Origin of the sequence: Pseudomonas sp. SWRI77, assembly GCF_014269105.1 — a bacterium.
In the GTDB taxonomy this organism is placed as follows: Bacteria; Pseudomonadota; Gammaproteobacteria; order Pseudomonadales; family Pseudomonadaceae; genus Aquipseudomonas; species Aquipseudomonas capeferrum.
Window position 1 is genome coordinate 65,381 of sequence record NZ_JABWRV010000005.1, and the last position, 17,657, is coordinate 83,037.

Below are 17,657 nucleotides of genomic sequence, written 5' to 3' on the forward strand. Positions count from 1 at the left end.
ACAGGGAGGGCGCAGCCTTAAAAAATTTCCTGCCAGGATAAAAAGTTTCACAAAACCCTAGACCGCGACCCACCTCTTCGCCTATAAATCGCCTAAAGGAAATTAATATTCCTAACAGGAAACAATATTCGCCGCCCCGCGAACCTCTTTGCCCTTGTGCCGACCTGCCCCACTCCACCACGAGGCCCCGACATGCACCCCGCTCCCGATCATTTCATCCTGCGCGTCAGCTGCCCGGCCGTGTCCGGCATCGTCGCCGCAGTGACCACCTACCTGGCCGAGCACGGCTGCTACATCAGCGAGATGGCGCAGTTCGACGACGAGGACAATGGCCGCTTCTTCATGCGCGCCGTGTTCCGCTACAACACCGGCGTGAGCGGCGACACAGCGCAACTGGAAGCGGGCTTCACCGATGTTGCCCAGCGCTTCGACATGGACTGGAGCCTGCACAGCAGCGCCCGCCCGATGCGCGTGCTGCTGATGGTCAGCAAGTTCGACCACTGCCTGTCCGACCTGCTCTACCGCCACGCCAAGGGCGAGCTGGACATGCACATCACCGCGGTGGTCTCCAACCACCTCGACCTGCGCCCCATGGCCGAGCGCCAGGGCATCCGTTTCGTCTACCTGCCGGTGACCAGGGAGACCAAGGCCGAGCAGGAGGCCGCGCTGATGCGCATCGTCGAGGACAGCGGCACCGAGCTGGTGGTACTGGCGCGCTACATGCAAATCCTCTCCGACGACCTGTGCCGCCAGCTGTCCGGCCGGGCAATCAACATCCACCACTCGTTCCTGCCCGGCTTCAAGGGTGCCAAGCCCTATCACCAGGCCTATCAGCGGGGCGTCAAGCTGATCGGTGCCACCGCCCACTACGTCACCAGCGACCTCGACGAAGGCCCGATCATCGAGCAGGAAGTGCAGCGCGTGGACCACGCCTACGCCCCCGAAGACCTGGTGGCGATCGGTCGTGACACCGAGACCATCGCATTGTCCCGTGCGGTGAAGTACCACCTGGAGCACCGGGTGTTCCTCAACCACGACCGCACGGTGATCTTCAAATGAACGCCACCCTCAGCGTCAAACTGATCGACGGCAAGGCCACCGCCGCGCGGGTATTGGCTGAAGTCCGAGAGCAGGTGCAGACCTTGCGTCAGGGCGGCGTGCAACCGGGCCTGGCCGTTGTGCTGGTGGGGGCAGATGCCGCCAGCCAGGTGTATGTGCGCAACAAGGTGCTGCGTGCCGAGGAAGTGGGCATCCACTCGCTGGAACATCGCCTGCCCGCCGACACCTCCCAGGCTCAACTGCTGACCCTCATAGACCGGCTCAACCGCGACAGCGCGGTCAACGGCATCCTCGTGCAGTTGCCACTGCCGGCGCATATCGACGCACACCGCGTACTGCAGGCCATCAACCCGCTCAAGGACGTGGATGGCTTTCACAGTGAAAACGTCGGCGGCCTGGCCCAGGGCCGCGATGTGCTCACCCCTTGCACGCCCAGTGGCTGCATGCGCCTGCTGCGCGATGCCTGCGGTGAGCTGCGCGGCAAGCATGCGGTGGTGGTCGGCCGCTCGAACATCGTCGGCAAACCCATGGCCGCGTTGCTGTTGCAGGCCGACTGCACGGTGACCGTGGTGCACTCGCGCAGCCACGACCTGCCAACGTTGTGCCGCCAGGCCGACATCCTCGTCGCGGCGGTCGGCAAGCCGAGGTTGATCGGTGCCGACTGGCTCAAGCCCGGCGTGGTGGTGATCGACGTGGGCATCAACCGCATCGATGAACACGGCCGCAGCCGCCTGGTCGGCGATGTCGACTTTGCCGCCGCCTTGCCCCAGGTCGCCGGCATCACCCCGGTGCCCGGCGGCGTCGGCCCGATGACCATCGCCTACCTGATGAAAAACACCCTGCTCGCCCTCGACCTGCAACAACAGGCCGCCCAACAGGAGCGCACCGCATGCCTTTCGCCCTGCTGAAATACGGCCTGAGCGCCGACTACCCGGTGGAGGTCGACCTGCCACCCCCTTGCGACCTCAAGCCGCACTACGACGTGGTGATCATCGGTGGCGGCGGCCACGGGCTGGCCATCGCCTATTACCTGGCCAAGTACCACGGCATCACCAACGTCGCGGTGCTGGAAAAGGCCTACCTGGGCGGCGGCAACACCGCACGCAACACGGCGGTGATCCGCTCCAACTACCTCACCAGCGAAGGCGTGCGCTTCTACGCAGAATCCGTGCGGATGTTCCAGAACCTGTCCAACGAGTTCGACTTCAACATCATGTACTCCGAGCGCGGCCAGCTCACCCTGGCGCACACCGACGCCACCGTGCGGGCCTTCCGCCAGCGGGCCGAGGTCAACAAGCACTTCGGCGGGCGCACCGAGATGATCGACCGCCAGCAGATTCGCGAGCTGGTGCCAAGCCTCAACCTCGACCCCGGCCACCTGCCGGTGCTGGCTGGGCTGTGGCATATCGACGGCGCCACCGCGCGTCACGACGCCGTGGCCTGGGGCTATGCCAAGCAGGCGGCCAAGCGCGGTGTGCAGATCCACCAGCTAACCGAAGTGCAGGAGCTGCTGATCCGCAACGGGCGCATCGAGGCGGTCAAGACCAACCGCGGCACCGTGCAGTGCGGTTGCGTGGTGCAGGCGGTGGCCGGGGCCAGTTCGCTATTGATGGCCAAGGCCGGCATCCGCGCGCCGATCCATACCTACCCGCTGCAGGCCATGGTCACTCAGCCGTTCAAGCCGTTTCTCGATCCGCTGGTCAGCTCGTCGGCGCTGCACTGCTACGTGCAGCAGACCAGCCGTGGCGAAATCGTCTTCGGCGGCGGCTCCGACCCCTACCCGCTGTACAACACCCGCTCCACCCTCGACCTCAAGGAAAGCCTGCTGGCCCACGCCATCGAGATGTTCCCGTTCATGGCCAACGCCAAGCTGATGCGCCAATGGGCCGGGAGCACCGACATGACCCCGGACTACAGCCCGATCATGGGCCTGTCGCCGGTCGACAACTACTACCTGGACGCCGGCTGGGGTACCTGGGGCTTCAAGGCCACGCCCATCTGCGGCAAGACCATGGCCGAGCTGGTCGCCAGTGGCGGCAAGGTGCCAGAGATGATCGCGCCGTTCGCCCTGGAGCGCTTCAGCCGCTTCCAGCAAGTCAACGAGATGGGCGCCACGGCGGCCAGCCACTAGAGGAACGCACGATGAAGATCCTCACCTGCCCCTTGAACGGCCCGCGCAACATCAGCGAATTCACCTACGGCGGCGAGTTCAAGCTAATGCCCGACCCGGCCCGTTGCAGCGACGTCGAATGGGCCGACTACGTGTTCAACAGCGACAACCTTGCCGGCGTGGTCACCGAATGGTGGCTGCACAACGCTTCCAGCTACTGGTTCCTGGCCGAGCGCCACACGGTCAGCGACCAGGTGCTGCGCACCTTCGACCCAAACGAAATCTTCGACCGCCGTGTCGAGTTCACCCCAGCCGCCAACCCGGAGATAGCCGGATGAACAGCCTCACTCGCCTCCCCGCCCCCATGGGCCTTTTGATCGACCGCGAGCGGCCGCTGCGCTTTATCTTCGATGGCCAGGCCTGCCAGGGCTTTGCGGGCGACAGCATCGCCAGCGCACTGCTCGGCAGTGGCCGCTGGCTGCTGTCGCGCTCGTTCAAGTACCACCGCCCGCGTGGCCCGCTGAGCCTGGCCGGGCAAGATGCCAACACCTTGGTGCAACTGCCCGACGAACCCAACGTGCTGGCCGATATGGAGGCGGCCCGTGATGGCCAGGTGGTCGAAGGCCAGAACTTCAACGGTAGCCTGGAGCACGACCGTGACGCCTACCTGGGCAAGTTTTCGCGGTTCATGCCGGTTGGCTTCTATTACCGGTCGTTCTACAATCCCAAAGGCATGTGGAAGGTCTGGGAGCCGCTGATCCGCAAGAAAGCCGGCCTTGGCGTGCTCGACCTGGGCTTCAAACCGCAGTACCACGACAAGGCTTACCTGTTTGTCGACGTGGCCGTGATCGGCGGCGGCCCTGCTGGCCTGCGCGCGGCGCTGGACGCGGCCTCTGCCGGGGCCAAGGTGCTGCTGATCGAGCAGCAGCCCGTGCTGGGCGGTTCGCTCACCTACGCCCGCTTCGACATTGCCGGCACCCGCGCCACCCGCCTGCGCCAGGCATTGCTCGATGCCGTCGAGGCCCACCCGAACATCCAGGTGCTGCTGCAGGCCACCTGCAACGGCTGGTTCACCGACAACTACCTGCCGGTGATCCAGCACACACGCCTGTACAAGGTGCGTGCCACTCGCTGCCTGGTCACGGCCGGTGCGTTCGACCAGCCGGTGGTGTTCCGCAACAACGACCTGCCTGGGATCATGCTGACCAGCGCCGCGCAACGGCTGATGAAGTTGTACGCGGTCAAGCCGGGGCAGCGTGCGGTGGTCCTCACCGGCCACGACGACGGCTACCTGGCGGCCCTCGACCTGCAAGATCAAGGCGTGGCCGTCGCCGCCCTGGTGGACATGCGCGCGGCGCCGGCAGACGCCGCATTGGCCAGCGAGCTCAAGCGCCGCGGCATCCCTCTGCACCTGGGCAGCACCGTTTATGAAGCCCTGCACGGCAAGGGCATGCGCCATGTCAGCGGCGTCGACATCCGCCCCATCACCGGCCAAGGCAAGGTGGGTACGCAAGGCCTGCGCCTGGCCTGCGACCTGCTGTGCATGTCGGCCGGCTACATGCCGGTGTATCAACTGCTGTGCCAGGCAGGCGGCAAGCTGGCATACGACGTCGACCGTGATGCGTTCAGCCTCAGCAACTTGCCAGTCGGTCTGGCTATCGCAGGGTCGGTGAATGGCCGGCATCACCTGGACAACGTGCTCGCCGACGCGACCCGCGCCGCTGCCGAGGCGGTCGCGGCGCTGGGCCTGCCAGCGCCCGCGCTGAAGGCTTTCGGCCCCGAGGCCAAGGTCAACTTCCCCTGGCCGATCTTCCCGCACCCCAAGGGCAAGGACTTCGTCGATTTCGATGAAGATTTGCAGGTGCGCGATATCGTCAACGCCACCCGCAGTGGCTACCGCGACGTGCAACTGGTCAAGCGTTTCTCCACGGTAGGCATGGGCCCGTCCCAGGGCCGGCATTCGGCGCTGCCCACCGCGCGCCTGGTGGCCCAGGCCACCGGGCGCAGCATCAGCGAAACCGGCGTGACCACCGCCCGGCCACCCTTTCAGGCCGAGAAGCTGGCGCATGTCGCCGGCCGTGCCTTCGACCCGTACCGGCAGACGCCGATGCACCGCCGCCATGTGGCGGCGGGCGCGAAGATGATGCCCGCCGGCATCTGGCAGCGCCCAGCCTACTACGGCAAACCCGACGAGCGCGAACGCTGCATGCAGGAAGAAGCCCGCCATGTGCGCGAAAAGGTCGGCCTGATCGACGTCTCCACCTTGGGCGGCCTCGACGTTCGCGGCCCAGACGCCGCCGAACTGCTCGAACGCCTGTACACCTTCGGCTTTGCCAAGCTGGCCATCGGCCGCACTCGCTATGCGCTGATGACCAACGAGCATGGCGTGGTGATCGATGATGGCGTGTGCGCCCGCCTGAGCGAGCAGCATTTCTACGTCACCGCCACAACCAGTGGCGTCGACCGCATCTACCAGCAGATGCTCAAGTGGAACGCGCAGTGGCGGCTGGACGTGGACATCACCAACGTCACCGCCGCCCTGGCCGCCGTCAACCTGGCAGGCCCGCTGTCGCGCCAGGTGTTGGCAACGGTGTGCGAGGGTGTGGATCTTTCGGCCGAGGCCTTCCCTTACCTGGGCGTGCGCCTGGGCAAGGTGGCCGGCATCGCGGCGCGCATCTTGCGGGTCGGTTTCGTTGGCGAGCTGGGCTATGAAGTGCATGTGCCGGCGCGCCATGCCGAACGCCTGTGGGACGCGTTGATGCAGGCCGGCGCCGGGCTGGGTATCCGCCCCTTCGGCGTCGAGGCTCAGCGCCTGCTGCGCCTGGAAAAGGGCCATGTGATCATCAGCCAGGACACCGACGGCATGACCCACCCGGCCGAGATCGACATGCAATGGGCAATAGGCCGCAAGAAGCCGTTTTTCGTCGGCAAACGTTCGATCGAGATCCTTGAAGCGCAGCCGCTCAAGCGCAAGCTGGTCGGCTTCACCCTGCCCAAGGGCAGCCCGCAGCCGCTGGAAGGCCACCTGGTGCTGGACGGCCCGGACATCAGCGGCAACGTCACCTCCTGCGAGTACTCGCAAACCCTCGGGCAGATCATCGGCCTGGCCTACGCCGGCGCCCATCAGGCCACGCCTGGCATGCACATCCCGATCCGCGTCGAGGGCGGGGTGATGGTCAATGCCAAGGTGGTGCAACTGCCCTTCCACGACCCCGACAACCTGCGCCAGGAACGCTGAGCCATGACCAACCTGAACACGCAAGCATTCCTCTCAAACGGCCCGCAGACCTGCGCGTTGACCGACCTCACCGATTTGCCGCGGGTCGGTTTTAGGGGCAGCGACAGCGCGGGCTACCTGCAAGCGCACGGTTACCATTTGCCATCGCTGCCTAACCAGGCGCTGCGCCAGGACGACGGTGGCTGGGTGGCGCGCCTGTCGGCCAGTGAGTACCTGCTGTTGGGCAGCCTCAGCGACCAGGGCGCGAGGGTGGCCGCGCAAGAGGCCGACTGGGTGCAGGATGCCCAGCGCAACTACCTGCTGCCGCGCCAGGACAGCCATGCCTGGCTGCAGTTGTCGGGGCAGCATTGCAGCGCGGTGATGGCCAAGCTGTGTGGCGTTGACCTGCGTGCACAGGCGTTTCCGGTCGGTGCCGTGGCGCAGACATCGGCGGCGCGGATCAACGTGATGGTGGTGAATGTGGCCAGTGAGGGGGTGCCGAGGTTGCAGATCCTGTTTGATCGGCCTTCGCTGGCGTATTTCCGCGAGGCGATGCTGGATGCCATGGCGGAGTTCGATGGGCGGCTTGTCGGGTGAATCCCCAAACAAGCCCACACGATCAATACAGGCCGTTCAGCACTTGAAGTTGCGCCAATCGCTCCCGTAGAAACTCGACAAACCCCTGCACCGGCCTGGCCACCTGCCGGTGCTGCGGATACACCGCCGACAACTGCAACGCCGGCGGTGTCCAGCCTTGCAGCAGGCTTACCAACCGCCCATCGGCCAACGCCTGCCCGACAATGAAGGTCGGCAGGTACGTCACCCCCATCCCGGCAATCGCCGCGTCCCTCAGCAGCTCGCCATTGTTGGCCCGCATCCGGCCGGTCACCGCGATGGCCTGAGCCTTGCCACCTTGGGTGAACTGCCATTGCACCTGCCGTGAATGCCCATAGGGCAGGCAGTCATGCTCGGCCAGCGCTTCGGGCCGCTGCGGCACGCCTCGCGCGTCCAGATACGCCGGGCTGGCGCAATACACCCGCTCGACGCTGGCAATCCGCCGCGCGATCAGGCTGGAGTCCTCCAGCGCGCCGATGCGCAGGGCCAGGTCGTAGCCTTCGCCGATCAGGTCCACCGCACGGTCGCTGAGGTCCACCTCCACATCCAGCTGCGGGTGCAAGCGCAGAAACTCGGTCAGCAGGCAGCCCAGGTGCGACATGGCAAACGACAGCGGCGCACTCAGACGCAAGGTACCGCGCAGGGCCTGGGCCTGGCCGCTGATGTCGTGCTCCACCTGTTGCACCTCGCCCAGCAGGCGCAGCGCCGACTGGTAGTAGTGCTGGCCGAGCGGCGTGGCGTCCAGGCGCCGGGTGGAGCGGTTGAGCAGGCGCACGCCCAGGCGTTCTTCGAGCTGCATCAGGCGCCGGCTGACCGATTGCTTGGACATGCCCAGGCGGTCGGCGGCAGCGGTGAAGCTGCCGGCTTCCATGACCTGGGCAAAGATACGCATGTCTTCGTAGGGGTTCATTGTCTCGCTCTTGATGACAGTCCGCCGCTTTATAGCGGTTTTCTACCCTCAGTGCAGCTGCATAATGCTTTACATTTCTACGAAAATAACGCCAAGCACTGACCATATTGCGCCAGCAACCATCAGTGCCATTGCCACGCTCATTCGCCGCCGCAAATATTCGGGGAATTGGTCGTTATCCTCAGGATGTAACTGGCCACGGCGGATGAAAAGGTTAGGCCAAAGAACTGCACTGCTCATCCCTGCTACAACCATGAACCTGGCACGTAGGCTCAGTGTTCCTGAAAACTGAGTCTCCTCTACCAGTAACGAACTGCGCCTGAACGCGTGACACATCACCATGAAATGCCGCGAACCTGCAATGTAGAAATCAATCGCTAAGCCTATAAAAATCATAACCAGAGGGAAGCACAAGAAGGCCAAACGAGCATAAATCGACCAATCCTCTAACCTAGTTATATATAAACTCATAAATTTGCTCCCCCGCCTTTTCGCCGATTACCTCTACACCTTGAGATACGCCAAAGGCTGTGGCGCCAACTGTGACTATGCCGCAGGCAGCGATTTGTTCAGAAACGCCGTGCGCAATTGGCCATCCAGTTGCTTGTGGAGCTCCTTGTGCAACGCAAAAAACTCAGGGCTATTTAGAGGGCCATGGAGCGCAAATTGGCGTTGGTGTAAAGCTTCGATGCCTTTCAACGTATCCTTCACCTGCGACAGCCCCCGCTCCAGCATGTCCTTGCCCACCCCCATTGACTGACTTGCGCCATTGAGCACCCCGGCAATCTCACCGATGTGATTCATCATGAAGTTTGCCTCCTCCTCGGAAAGGATCGCCAGCGACGCTCTTGCCTCCTCCGCCACCATAATCAATTCAGCCTCCGCTGCACTGCAGGAAAACCCGCTGTGGGGGCTGCCGAGCACAAAAATTTCACCCGCCTTGAAACCCTATGGGTACGTAGGATTCAAGCGCTGCAATGGCTGACGGCAGAGGCAGGCGATGCAGCCTGAGCAGGACGGCTGCCAGCCCGGTGCATGGCTGACTGCGCGATGACCCGGTTGCTGCCGTTTGGGCAATCACACTTGACCAGCGCCCCATCGACAACAGCCGGTTTACCTCCGATGACGAAAGCATTCACCCCTTCTACAATGACACCGACCTTCTTGCAGTTCGGGCACTCGGTCGTGGAATTGCCCAGGCGCAGCGCACGTCGGTTGTCCCCCCGGTAGTTCGTACTGCTGGCAATGCAGACTGCGCCTGTGGTGGTGATATCGCCATCCAGCGCTTGCCCTTTTCCATGTATCGATATGCGCGTCATGAATAGCCTCCGGCCTTAGAAAGCTGGAAGCTAGCACTGGAAAAACATGTACAGACCTGGTTCGAGGAAAATCAGAATTACCTTACAAGAACGCCAGTACTCATCCGCTCAGGGCTCGAGCCCCTCGACAATGATGACCTCAGCCTTCGCCACGCCTTGGCGATGGCCGCAGGCGTCCCGGTACAGCTCGGACCGGTAACAGGCCAGCGCCTGCTCATACGATTCGAACTCGATCACCACACTGCGCTGCGGCGTCTGCCTGCCTTCCATCGCCTCGCTGCGCCCACCCCGGGCCAGGAACCGCCCGCCGAAAGCCGCAAAGGCGGAAGGCGCACGCTGGGTGTACTGCTGGTACTGCTCAGGGTCGGTCACGTCCACGTGGGCGATCCAATACGCTTTCATCCGCTGATCTCCTGTTGCAAATCTATTTGTGTATGATGGTATACCATAATAATCACCCCATCACAGCGAGCGTGCAACATGGCTTTCAACAGCATCGAAGAACTCCTCGAAGACTACCGGCAAGGCAAAATGGTACTGCTGGTGGACGACGAGGATCGAGAAAACGAAGGCGACCTGCTGATCGCCGCCGAGCGCTGTGACGCCCAGGCCATCAACTTCATGGCCCGCGAAGCCCGTGGCCTGATCTGCCTGACCTTGACCGACGATCACTGCCAGCGCCTGGGCCTGGAGCAGATGGTGCCGGCCAACGGCAGCGTGTTCAGCACCGCCTTCACGGTGTCGATCGAAGCCGCCACGGGCGTTACCACCGGTATTTCCGCGGCTGACCGGGCACGCACCGTGGCTGCGGCCATGGCGCCGAGCGCACGCCCCGAAGACCTGGTACAGCCTGGGCATATCTTCCCCTTGCGTGCCCGCGAAGGCGGTGTGCTGACCCGCGCCGGCCACACCGAAGCCGGCTGCGACCTGGCCCGCCTGGCCGGTTTCAGCGCCGCTTCGGTAATCGTCGAAGTGCTCAACGACGACGGCACCATGGCCCGCCGCCCGGACCTGGAAGTGTTCGCAGCACGGCACGGCATCAAGATCGGCACCATCGCCGACCTGATCCACTACCGCCTGAGCACCGAACAGACCATCAAGCGCATCGGCGAACGCGAACTGCCCACGGTGCACGGCACCTTCCGCCTGGTCACCTATGAAGACCGCATCGAAGGCGGTGTGCACATGGCCATGGTGATGGGCGATATCCGCCGTGAACAGCCCACCCTGGTGCGTGTGCATGTGATCGACCCGCTGCGCGACCTGGTGGGCGCCGAATATGCAGGCCCGGCCAACTGGACGCTGTGGGCGGCGCTGCAGAAGGTGGCCGAAGAAGGCACCGGCGTGGTGGTGATCCTGGCCAACCATGAATCCTCGCAGGCGTTGCTCGAACGCGTGCCGCAACTGACCCAGCCGGTGCGGCCTTACCAACGCGGGCAGTCCAAGGTGTATTCGGAGGTCGGTACCGGGGCGCAGATTCTGCAGGATCTGGGCGTGGGCAAGCTGCGCCATCTGGGGCCGCCGCTGAAGTACGCGGGGCTGGCGGGGTATGAGCTGGAGGTGGTGCAGAGCATTCCCTTCGAACCCAGTGTGGAAGGCTGACACCGCCCCTACACCCAACAGCGTTGGGATGTTTGCAGAGGTGGAGTGATGGCCGGTCGCCTTCGCCTCTTGCCAAAAGCTTGGAATACCATAATATGATATCCCGTAGACCTTGAATGTGCAGGCCAGCACCTAGAATCACAATCGGCCACACAACACTTTGTTTTAGCTGCTCCCCGAATACTGTTGGCGGGCGCACCAAAAGCCCCGCCTCGAATAACAAAAGCAACGAGGGCGTAACCATGCTGTTGAGCAAACGTGTAACCGCAGTGCTGTCCGCCAGCCTGCTGACCCTGGCATGTCAGGCCACACAGGCCGCTGACAGCCTGAACTTCGTCAGCTGGGGCGGTACCACCCAGGACGCCCAGAAAGAAGCATGGGCCGTACCCTTCTCCAAATCGACCAACATCAAAGTCGTCCAGGACGGCCCGACCGACTACGGCAAGCTCAAGGCCATGGTCGAGAGCGGCAACGTGCAGTGGGACGTGGTCGACGTCGAAGCCGACTTCGCCCTGCGCGCCGCCAGCGAAGGCCTGCTCGAACCCCTGGATTTCAACACGGTCAAGAAAGACCGCATCGACCCGCGCTTCGTCTCCGATCATGGCGTCGGCTCGTTCTTCTTCTCGTTCGTGCTCGGCTACAACGAAGGCAAGCTCGGTGCCAACAAGCCGGTGGACTGGACCTCGCTGTTCGACACCAAGACCTACCCCGGCAAGCGCGCCCTGTACAAGTGGCCGAGCCCCGGCGTGCTGGAGCTGGCCTTGCTGGCCGACGGCGTCGCGCCCGACAAGCTCTACCCGCTGGACCTGGACCGCGCCTTCAAGAAACTCGACACCATCAAGAAAGACATCGTCTGGTGGGGCGGTGGCGCCCAGTCGCAGCAATTGCTGGCCTCCGGTGAAGCCTCGCTTGGCCAGTTCTGGAACGGCCGCGTCTACGCCTTGCAGCAAGACGGTGCACCGGTTGGCGTGAGCTGGAAGCAGAACCTGGTCATGGCCGACTTCCTGGTCATCCCCAAAGGCGCCAAGAACAAGGACGCGGCCATGAAGTTCCTGGCCAACGCCAGCAGCCCCGAAGGCCAGGCCGATTTTGCCAACCTCACGGCGTACGCACCGGTCAACCTGGACAGCGTGCCCAAGCTCAAAGCCGACCTCGCGCCAAACCTGCCGACCGCCTACGCCCAGGACCAGGTAACCCTGGACTTCGCCTACTGGGCGAAGAACGGCCAGGCCATCGCCGCGCGCTGGAATGAGTGGCTGGTCAAATGAAAGTCGCCATCAACGCCCTGCACAACGCGCAAGGTGCCCCCACGGGCACCGGCGCCCCGGGAACGGCCCCCCGCCGCGTGAGCCTGGGCCAGCGCTGGAAAGGCAGCCGCAACCTGCTGCCTGCCTTGCTGTTTCTTGGCCTGTTCTTCTTCGCCCCGCTGATCGGCCTGTTGCTGCGCGGTGTGCTGGAGCCGGTGCCGGGCCTGGGTAACTACGAGCAGTTGTTCGCCAACTCGGCCTACGCCCGGGTGCTGTTCAACACCTTCTCGGTGGCTGGGGTGGTAACGCTGATCAGCGTGCTGCTGGGCTTCCCGCTGGCCTGGGCGATCACCCTGGTACCCAATGGCTGGGGCCGCTGGCTGCTGAACATCGTGCTGCTGTCGATGTGGACCAGCCTGCTGGCGCGCACCTACTCGTGGCTGGTGTTGCTGCAGAGTTCGGGGGTGATCAACAAGGCGTTGATGGCCATGGGGATCATCGATACCCCGCTGGAAATGGTGCACAACCTCACCGGCGTGGTAATCGGCATGAGCTACATCATGATCCCGTTCATCGTGCTGCCGCTGCAGGCGACCATGCATGCCATCGACCCGATGGTGCTGCAAGCAGGCTCGATCTGCGGCGCCAGCCCATGGACCAACTTCTGGAAGGTGTTCCTGCCGCTGTGCCGCTCGGGGCTGTTCTCGGGGGCGTTGATGGTGTTCGTGATGTCGCTCGGTTACTACGTCACCCCAGCCCTGCTCGGCGGTGCGCAGAACATGATGCTGCCCGAATTCATCATCCAGCAGGTGCAGTCGTTCCTCAACTGGGGCCTGGCCAGCGCCGCCGCCGCACTGCTGGTGGTCATCACCCTGGTGCTCTTCTACCTGTACCTGAAGCTGCAGCCGGAATCCCCGGTCGGCAACGCGAGGTAATCCGCCATGCTCCTGTCACCCAATGCCATGGGCCGCCCGCTGCGTACGGGCTTGTACCTGACCACCGGGGTCATCGCCGCCTTCCTGTTGTTGCCGGTGGTGTTCATCGTGCTGCTGTCGTTCGGCTCGTCCCAGTGGCTGGTATTCCCGCCACCGGGCTGGACCTTCAAATGGTATGACCAGTTCTTCTCCAACCCTGAGTGGATGGACGCAGCCCTGGCCAGCCTCAAGGTCGCCGTGCTGACCACGGTCGCCGCAGTACTGCTGGGCCTGCCCACCGCGTTTGCCCTGGTACGTGGCCGCTTCCCCGGCCGCGAGATGCTCTACGGCCTGTTCACCATGCCGATGATCGTGCCGCTGGTGATCATCGCCGTGGCGGTGTATGCGCTGTTCCTCAAATTGGGCTACACCGGCACGCTGTTCGCGTTCGTGGTCAGCCACGTGATCGTCGCCCTGCCCTTCACCATCATCTCGATCATCAACTCGCTCAAGCTGTTCGACCAGTCGATCGAGGACGCTGCAGTCATTTGCGGGGCCTCGCGCCTGCAGGCGATCTTCAAGGTGACCTTCCCGGCCATTCGCCCGGGGATGATCGCCGGCGGCCTGTTCGCCTTCCTCGTCTCGTGGGACGAAGTGGTGCTCAGCGTGATGATGGCGAGCCCCGACCTGCAGACCCTGCCCGTGAAGATGTGGACCACCCTGCGCCAGGACCTGAGCCCCGTGATCGCCGTGGCCTCGACGCTGCTGATCGGCCTGTCCCTGCTTGTGATGATTATTGCCGCCGCCCTGCGCCGGCGCACCGAAGTCAACGCCTGAGTGCCGGAGAGAACAACAATGAGTGCAGTGATCAAAGACAACGCGCACACCAAGACCCTGGTCAGCCTGCGCGGCCTGAACAAGCACTACGGCGACTTCACCGCCGTGGACAACCTCGACCTGGAAATCCAGGACGGCGAGTTCCTGACCTTTCTCGGCTCCAGCGGTTCGGGCAAGTCCACGACCCTGTCGATGCTGGCCGGTTTCGAGACCCCGAGCAGCGGCGAGATTCTGGTCGAGGGCCAATCGCTGGTGAACGTGCCGCCGCACAAGCGTGATATCGGCATGGTGTTCCAGCGCTACTCGCTGTTCCCGCACTTGAACGTGCGCGACAACATCGCCTTCCCCCTGGCCATCCGCAAGCTTGGCAGCGCCGAAATCAACAAGCGGGTCGACGCCATGCTCAAGCTGGTGCAACTGGAGAAGTTCGCCCACCGCAAGCCTTCGCAGATGTCCGGCGGCCAGCAGCAGCGCGTGGCGATTGCCCGGGCGCTGGTCTACGAGCCCCGCATCTTGCTGATGGACGAACCGCTGGGCGCGCTCGACAAGAAGCTGCGTGAGGACCTGCAGGACGAACTGCGCCAGTTGCACCGGCGCTTGGGCATCACCATCGTCTATGTGACCCATGACCAGGAAGAGGCCATGCGCCTGTCCCAGCGCATCGCTATCTTCAGCCATGGCAAGATTGTCGGGCTGGGCAGTGGTTACGACCTTTACCAGAACCCGCCGAACGCGTTCGTCGCCTCGTTCCTGGGCAACTCCAACTTCCTGCGGATCAAGGCCAGCAGCAACGGCGCGGGCAGTTTCGAGGGCCAGCCTGTGGCGATCCGCCTGACCGCCGGTTTGGCTGCCGGGCAGGAGGCGCTGATCATGGTGCGCCCGGAAAAAGCCTTGGCGCTGAGCACCGCCCAGGCTGCGGCGCAACCCCTGCCGCCCGGCTGGAACGAGGTGGCTGCCAAGGTCGCCGAGGTGCTGTTCCTGGGTGAAAGCCAGACCTGCCATGTGGTCACCGCAGGCGGTACCGAGATGACCGTGAAGGCGCTGTCTGCGGCAGGCATGCCGATGCAGCCCGGCGACACCGTTAACGTGCGCTGGGCGGTGGCCGATGCCTGCGTCTATACCGAGTGGGCAGAAAGTGACCTGAGCAAGTCGGCAGGCGCGCACTGAGGGTGCTGGGGCCGCAAAGCGGCCCTAGGTGACTGTCATATTTCCATCACGCAACCGTCGTAATCTGCCGGGCAACTCTATGCCATAGGTAGCCCGGCATGCCCCGCCTGCTGCTCGCTCTACTCGCCCTGCTGCCGCTATCGGCCCTGGCCGATTCTGCCCATTTGCGCGTGCAGGGCTCCAACACCATCGGTGCTGCGCTGCTGCCGGCCTTGGTCCAGGGGCAATTGCGCTCGCAACAGGCAACCGCCATCGAGCAGGCCCCCGGCGCGCAGGCCAACGAAACCGTCATCACTGCCCGCGACGTGCGCGGGCAACCGTTGCGTATCGATATCGCCGCGCATGGTTCCAGCACTGGCTTCGCTGCCTTGGGCCGTGGCGAGGCCGACCTGGCTGCCGCCTCACGGCCAATCAACGACGCAGAAGTGCGCCAACTGCAGGCCCTGGGCAATTTGCGCGCGGCCAACGCCGAGCAGGTCATCGGCCTGGATGGCGTGGCGGTGATCGTGCACCCCGACAACCCGCTGCCACAACTGACCACCCGGCAACTGGCGCAGATCTTCTCTGGGCAAGTCCAGCGCTGGGACCAGCTGGGCATCACCGGAGGGTCGATTCACCTTTACGCCCGCGACGATCGTTCCGGCACCTACGAAACGTTCAAGGCACTGGTGCTCGACCCTCATCAGGGCGCGCTGTCGCCCCAGGCCCAGCGCTTTGAGGCCAGTGATGAGCTGGCCGAGCGGGTCAGCAGCGACCGCCAGGCCATCGGTTTCAGCAGCCTGGCCGCAGTGCACGGGGCCAAGGTGCTGGCAGTAGCCGAGGGCGATGCGCCGGCCATGCTGCCGCAGCGCGCGCAGGTGGCCAGCGAAGATTACCCACTGTCGCGGCGCTTGTATTTCTACCTGCCAGCCAATGCCAAACCTCAGGCCAAAGCCCTGGCCGACTTCACCCAGAGCCCGGCGGGCCAGGCCATCGTCGCCCAGCTGGGTTTCGTCTCGCAGCAAGTCAAGGCCCAGGCAGTGCAGCCCCAGGCCGACATGCCGCCGCGCTACCGATCGCTGGCCCAGCAAGCGCAGCGGCTGAGTGTGAACTTTCGCTTTCAGGAAGGCAGCGCCAGCCTCGACAACAAGGCCTTGCGCGATGTGCAGCGGGTGGCCGACTACCTGCGCCAGGCGGGCAAGCTGCAGAGCAAGGCGGTGCTGGTGGGGTTTGGCGACCCCAAGGAAACACCGGGGCGTGCGGCGCTGCTTTCACGCTTGCGGGCGCTGGCGGTGCGCCGCGAGCTGGCACGCGATGGTGTGGACGTGCTGGAAGTGACCGGCATGGGCGATGAGCTGCCGGTGGCCGGGAATGACCAGGAACAAGGTCGCTTGCGCAATCGGCGGGTGGAAGTGTGGGTCTATTGAAGCGCCCGCGCACCAGGCAAAGAAATGTAACAGGTCGGCGTTCGGCATCCCGGGGAAACGCGGCTAGGCTCAAGCCTATGTGATACCGGGCCCCTCTGACGGCTGCCAAGCCGCCATGTCGGATCACTGTTGCCATGCAACGTCGACAATCAAGGAGGGGCTCATGACAGCTCTGCACACATTCCTCACCACCCCGTTTCTCGGTACCAGCACCTGGTTGTGGCTGGTGTTCATGGCCATCGTCATCGGTTTGCTAGTGCTCGACCTGGGCGTGCTGCACCGCCAGGACCGCGAGATCGAAATGCGCGAGAGCCTGCTGCTGTACTCGGGTTATTTCAGCGTCGGCGTACTGTTCGGGGCCTGGGTCTGGTTCGAGCTGGGCGCGCAGTCGGCGCTGGAGTTCTACACCGGGTTCCTGGTCGAGCAGTCGCTGTCGATGGACAACGTGTTCGTCATGGCGATGATCTTCGGCTTCTTCGCCATCCCCCGCCGCTACCAGCACCGGGTATTGTTCTGGGGCATTCTGGGTGTGGTGTTCCTGCGCGCGATCATGATCGGCGTGGGTGCGACACTGGTGCAGAACTTTGAATGGGTGTTGTACATCTTCGGCGCTTTCCTGCTGTTCACCGGGGTGAAGATGGCGCTGTCGAAAGAAGACAGCCATCTGGACCTGGCCAACAACCCGGTCCTGAAATTCGTGCGCCGGCACATGCGCGTTACCGATCAGATCCACGGCTCGCATTTCTTCGTGCGCCTGACCCCGCCCGGGCACAGCAAGGCGCTGCGCTATGCCACGCCGCTGTTCCTGGCGCTGGTGCTGATCGAACTGGCCGACCTGGTATTTGCCGTCGACAGCGTGCCAGCGATCTTTGCCATTACCCAGGACCCGTTCATCGTCTACACCTCGAACATCTTTGCCATCCTGGGTTTGCGTTCGCTGTACTTCGCACTTTCGGCATTGATGCACCGGTTCGTGTACCTCAAGTATGCGCTGGCGATGGTGCTGATCTTCATCGGCTGCAAGATCTTCTACCACGGCATGGTGGGCAAGGTACCGGCGTTGCTTTCGTTGGGGGTGACGTTTGGGTTGTTGTTGGGTGGGGTGGTGGTGTCACTGGTCAAGACGCGGGGGGACAAAGCGACGGTGGAGGCAAAATTGCAGCATCTTCCGCCTGAGAAAAGTGACGATGAGCAGAAGGAGAAAGACCCGCAATTGCGGGTCTGACTGACGCGCATCTCATACGTTCTAATGGA

17 protein-coding genes are annotated in these 17,657 nt (G+C 63.8%); 13 read left to right on the forward strand and 4 right to left on the reverse strand.

From position 1 onward, the window contains the following. The first annotated feature begins 192 nt into the window (after positions 1 to 192). The 6 genes from purU to HU766_RS07115 are packed head-to-tail and all read left to right on the forward strand — an operon-like array spanning position 193 to position 6,983. Positions 193 to 1,059: a formyltetrahydrofolate deformylase gene (gene purU / locus HU766_RS07090; RefSeq protein WP_186654825.1), complete on the forward strand. Its 867-nt coding sequence runs from the start codon at positions 193 to 195 to the stop codon at positions 1,057 to 1,059. After that, positions 1,056 to 1,967, forward strand: coding sequence for a bifunctional methylenetetrahydrofolate dehydrogenase/methenyltetrahydrofolate cyclohydrolase FolD (gene folD / locus HU766_RS07095; protein ID WP_186654827.1), 912 nt, complete (start codon positions 1,056 to 1,058; stop codon positions 1,965 to 1,967). The genes purU and folD overlap by 4 nt, the downstream gene beginning before the upstream one ends. Further along, complete coding sequence (locus HU766_RS07100) at positions 1,949 to 3,190, forward strand: FAD-dependent oxidoreductase (RefSeq protein WP_033698889.1); 1,242 nt, start codon at positions 1,949 to 1,951, stop codon at positions 3,188 to 3,190. Before folD ends, HU766_RS07100 begins: the two co-directional genes overlap by 19 nt. A gap of 11 nt (positions 3,191 to 3,201) precedes the next feature. After that, positions 3,202 to 3,507 (forward strand): sarcosine oxidase subunit delta, encoded by a 306-nt coding sequence (locus HU766_RS07105; RefSeq protein ID WP_033698890.1) that lies wholly within the window; start codon positions 3,202 to 3,204, stop codon positions 3,505 to 3,507. After that, complete coding sequence (locus HU766_RS07110; RefSeq protein ID WP_186654830.1) at positions 3,504 to 6,407, forward strand: 2Fe-2S iron-sulfur cluster-binding protein; 2,904 nt, start codon at positions 3,504 to 3,506, stop codon at positions 6,405 to 6,407. The genes HU766_RS07105 and HU766_RS07110 overlap by 4 nt, the downstream gene beginning before the upstream one ends. A gap of 3 nt (positions 6,408 to 6,410) precedes the next feature. Next, on the forward strand, positions 6,411 to 6,983 hold the full coding sequence (locus HU766_RS07115; protein ID WP_186654832.1) for a sarcosine oxidase: 573 nt from the start codon (positions 6,411 to 6,413) through the stop codon (positions 6,981 to 6,983). 22 nt (positions 6,984 to 7,005) lie between these two features. Here the strand turns inward: HU766_RS07115 and HU766_RS07120 are convergent, their stop codons facing one another. The 4 genes from HU766_RS07120 to HU766_RS07135 form a co-directional block, all read right to left on the reverse strand. Beyond that, positions 7,006 to 7,911: a LysR family transcriptional regulator gene (locus tag HU766_RS07120; protein ID WP_047581006.1), complete on the reverse strand. Its 906-nt coding sequence runs from the start codon at positions 7,909 to 7,911 to the stop codon at positions 7,006 to 7,008. A 546-nt stretch (positions 7,912 to 8,457) separates the two neighbouring features. Further along, complete coding sequence (locus HU766_RS07125) at positions 8,458 to 8,835, reverse strand: hypothetical protein (RefSeq protein ID WP_186654834.1); 378 nt, start codon at positions 8,833 to 8,835, stop codon at positions 8,458 to 8,460. A gap of 41 nt (positions 8,836 to 8,876) precedes the next feature. After that, entirely contained in the window at positions 8,877 to 9,230 is a 354-nt protein-coding gene (locus tag HU766_RS07130) for a PAAR domain-containing protein (RefSeq protein WP_238338574.1), read from the reverse strand. A gap of 108 nt (positions 9,231 to 9,338) precedes the next feature. Then, complete coding sequence (locus HU766_RS07135; protein WP_186654837.1) at positions 9,339 to 9,632, reverse strand: DUF1330 domain-containing protein; 294 nt, start codon at positions 9,630 to 9,632, stop codon at positions 9,339 to 9,341. 78 nt (positions 9,633 to 9,710) lie between these two features. On the opposite strand from HU766_RS07135, the gene ribBA reads away from it, so the two are divergent. The 7 genes from ribBA to HU766_RS07170 all read left to right on the forward strand — a co-directional run bounded on the left by ribBA (position 9,711) and on the right by HU766_RS07170 (position 17,628). Beyond that, entirely contained in the window at positions 9,711 to 10,832 is a 1,122-nt protein-coding gene (ribBA, locus tag HU766_RS07140) for a bifunctional 3,4-dihydroxy-2-butanone-4-phosphate synthase/GTP cyclohydrolase II (RefSeq protein WP_186654839.1), read from the forward strand. 242 nt (positions 10,833 to 11,074) lie between these two features. Continuing rightward, complete coding sequence (locus HU766_RS07145) at positions 11,075 to 12,100, forward strand: ABC transporter substrate-binding protein (RefSeq protein ID WP_033698898.1); 1,026 nt, start codon at positions 11,075 to 11,077, stop codon at positions 12,098 to 12,100. Continuing rightward, a complete protein-coding gene (locus tag HU766_RS07150; protein WP_033698899.1) occupies positions 12,097 to 13,014 on the forward strand; it encodes an ABC transporter permease in 918 nt (305 codons plus the stop codon). The genes HU766_RS07145 and HU766_RS07150 overlap by 4 nt, the downstream gene beginning before the upstream one ends. A gap of 6 nt (positions 13,015 to 13,020) precedes the next feature. Beyond that, positions 13,021 to 13,830, forward strand: coding sequence for an ABC transporter permease (locus HU766_RS07155; RefSeq protein ID WP_186654843.1), 810 nt, complete (start codon positions 13,021 to 13,023; stop codon positions 13,828 to 13,830). Positions 13,831 to 13,848: 18 nt separating this feature from the next. After that, positions 13,849 to 14,997, forward strand: a complete 1,149-nt coding sequence (locus HU766_RS07160) for an ABC transporter ATP-binding protein (protein ID WP_186654846.1) — start codon at positions 13,849 to 13,851, stop codon at positions 14,995 to 14,997. 98 nt (positions 14,998 to 15,095) lie between these two features. Continuing rightward, on the forward strand, positions 15,096 to 16,403 hold the full coding sequence (locus tag HU766_RS07165) for a substrate-binding domain-containing protein (RefSeq protein ID WP_186654848.1): 1,308 nt from the start codon (positions 15,096 to 15,098) through the stop codon (positions 16,401 to 16,403). A gap of 163 nt (positions 16,404 to 16,566) precedes the next feature. Continuing rightward, positions 16,567 to 17,628 (forward strand): TerC family protein, encoded by a 1,062-nt coding sequence (locus tag HU766_RS07170; protein ID WP_033698903.1) that lies wholly within the window; start codon positions 16,567 to 16,569, stop codon positions 17,626 to 17,628. Positions 17,629 to 17,657 lie beyond the last annotated feature (29 nt).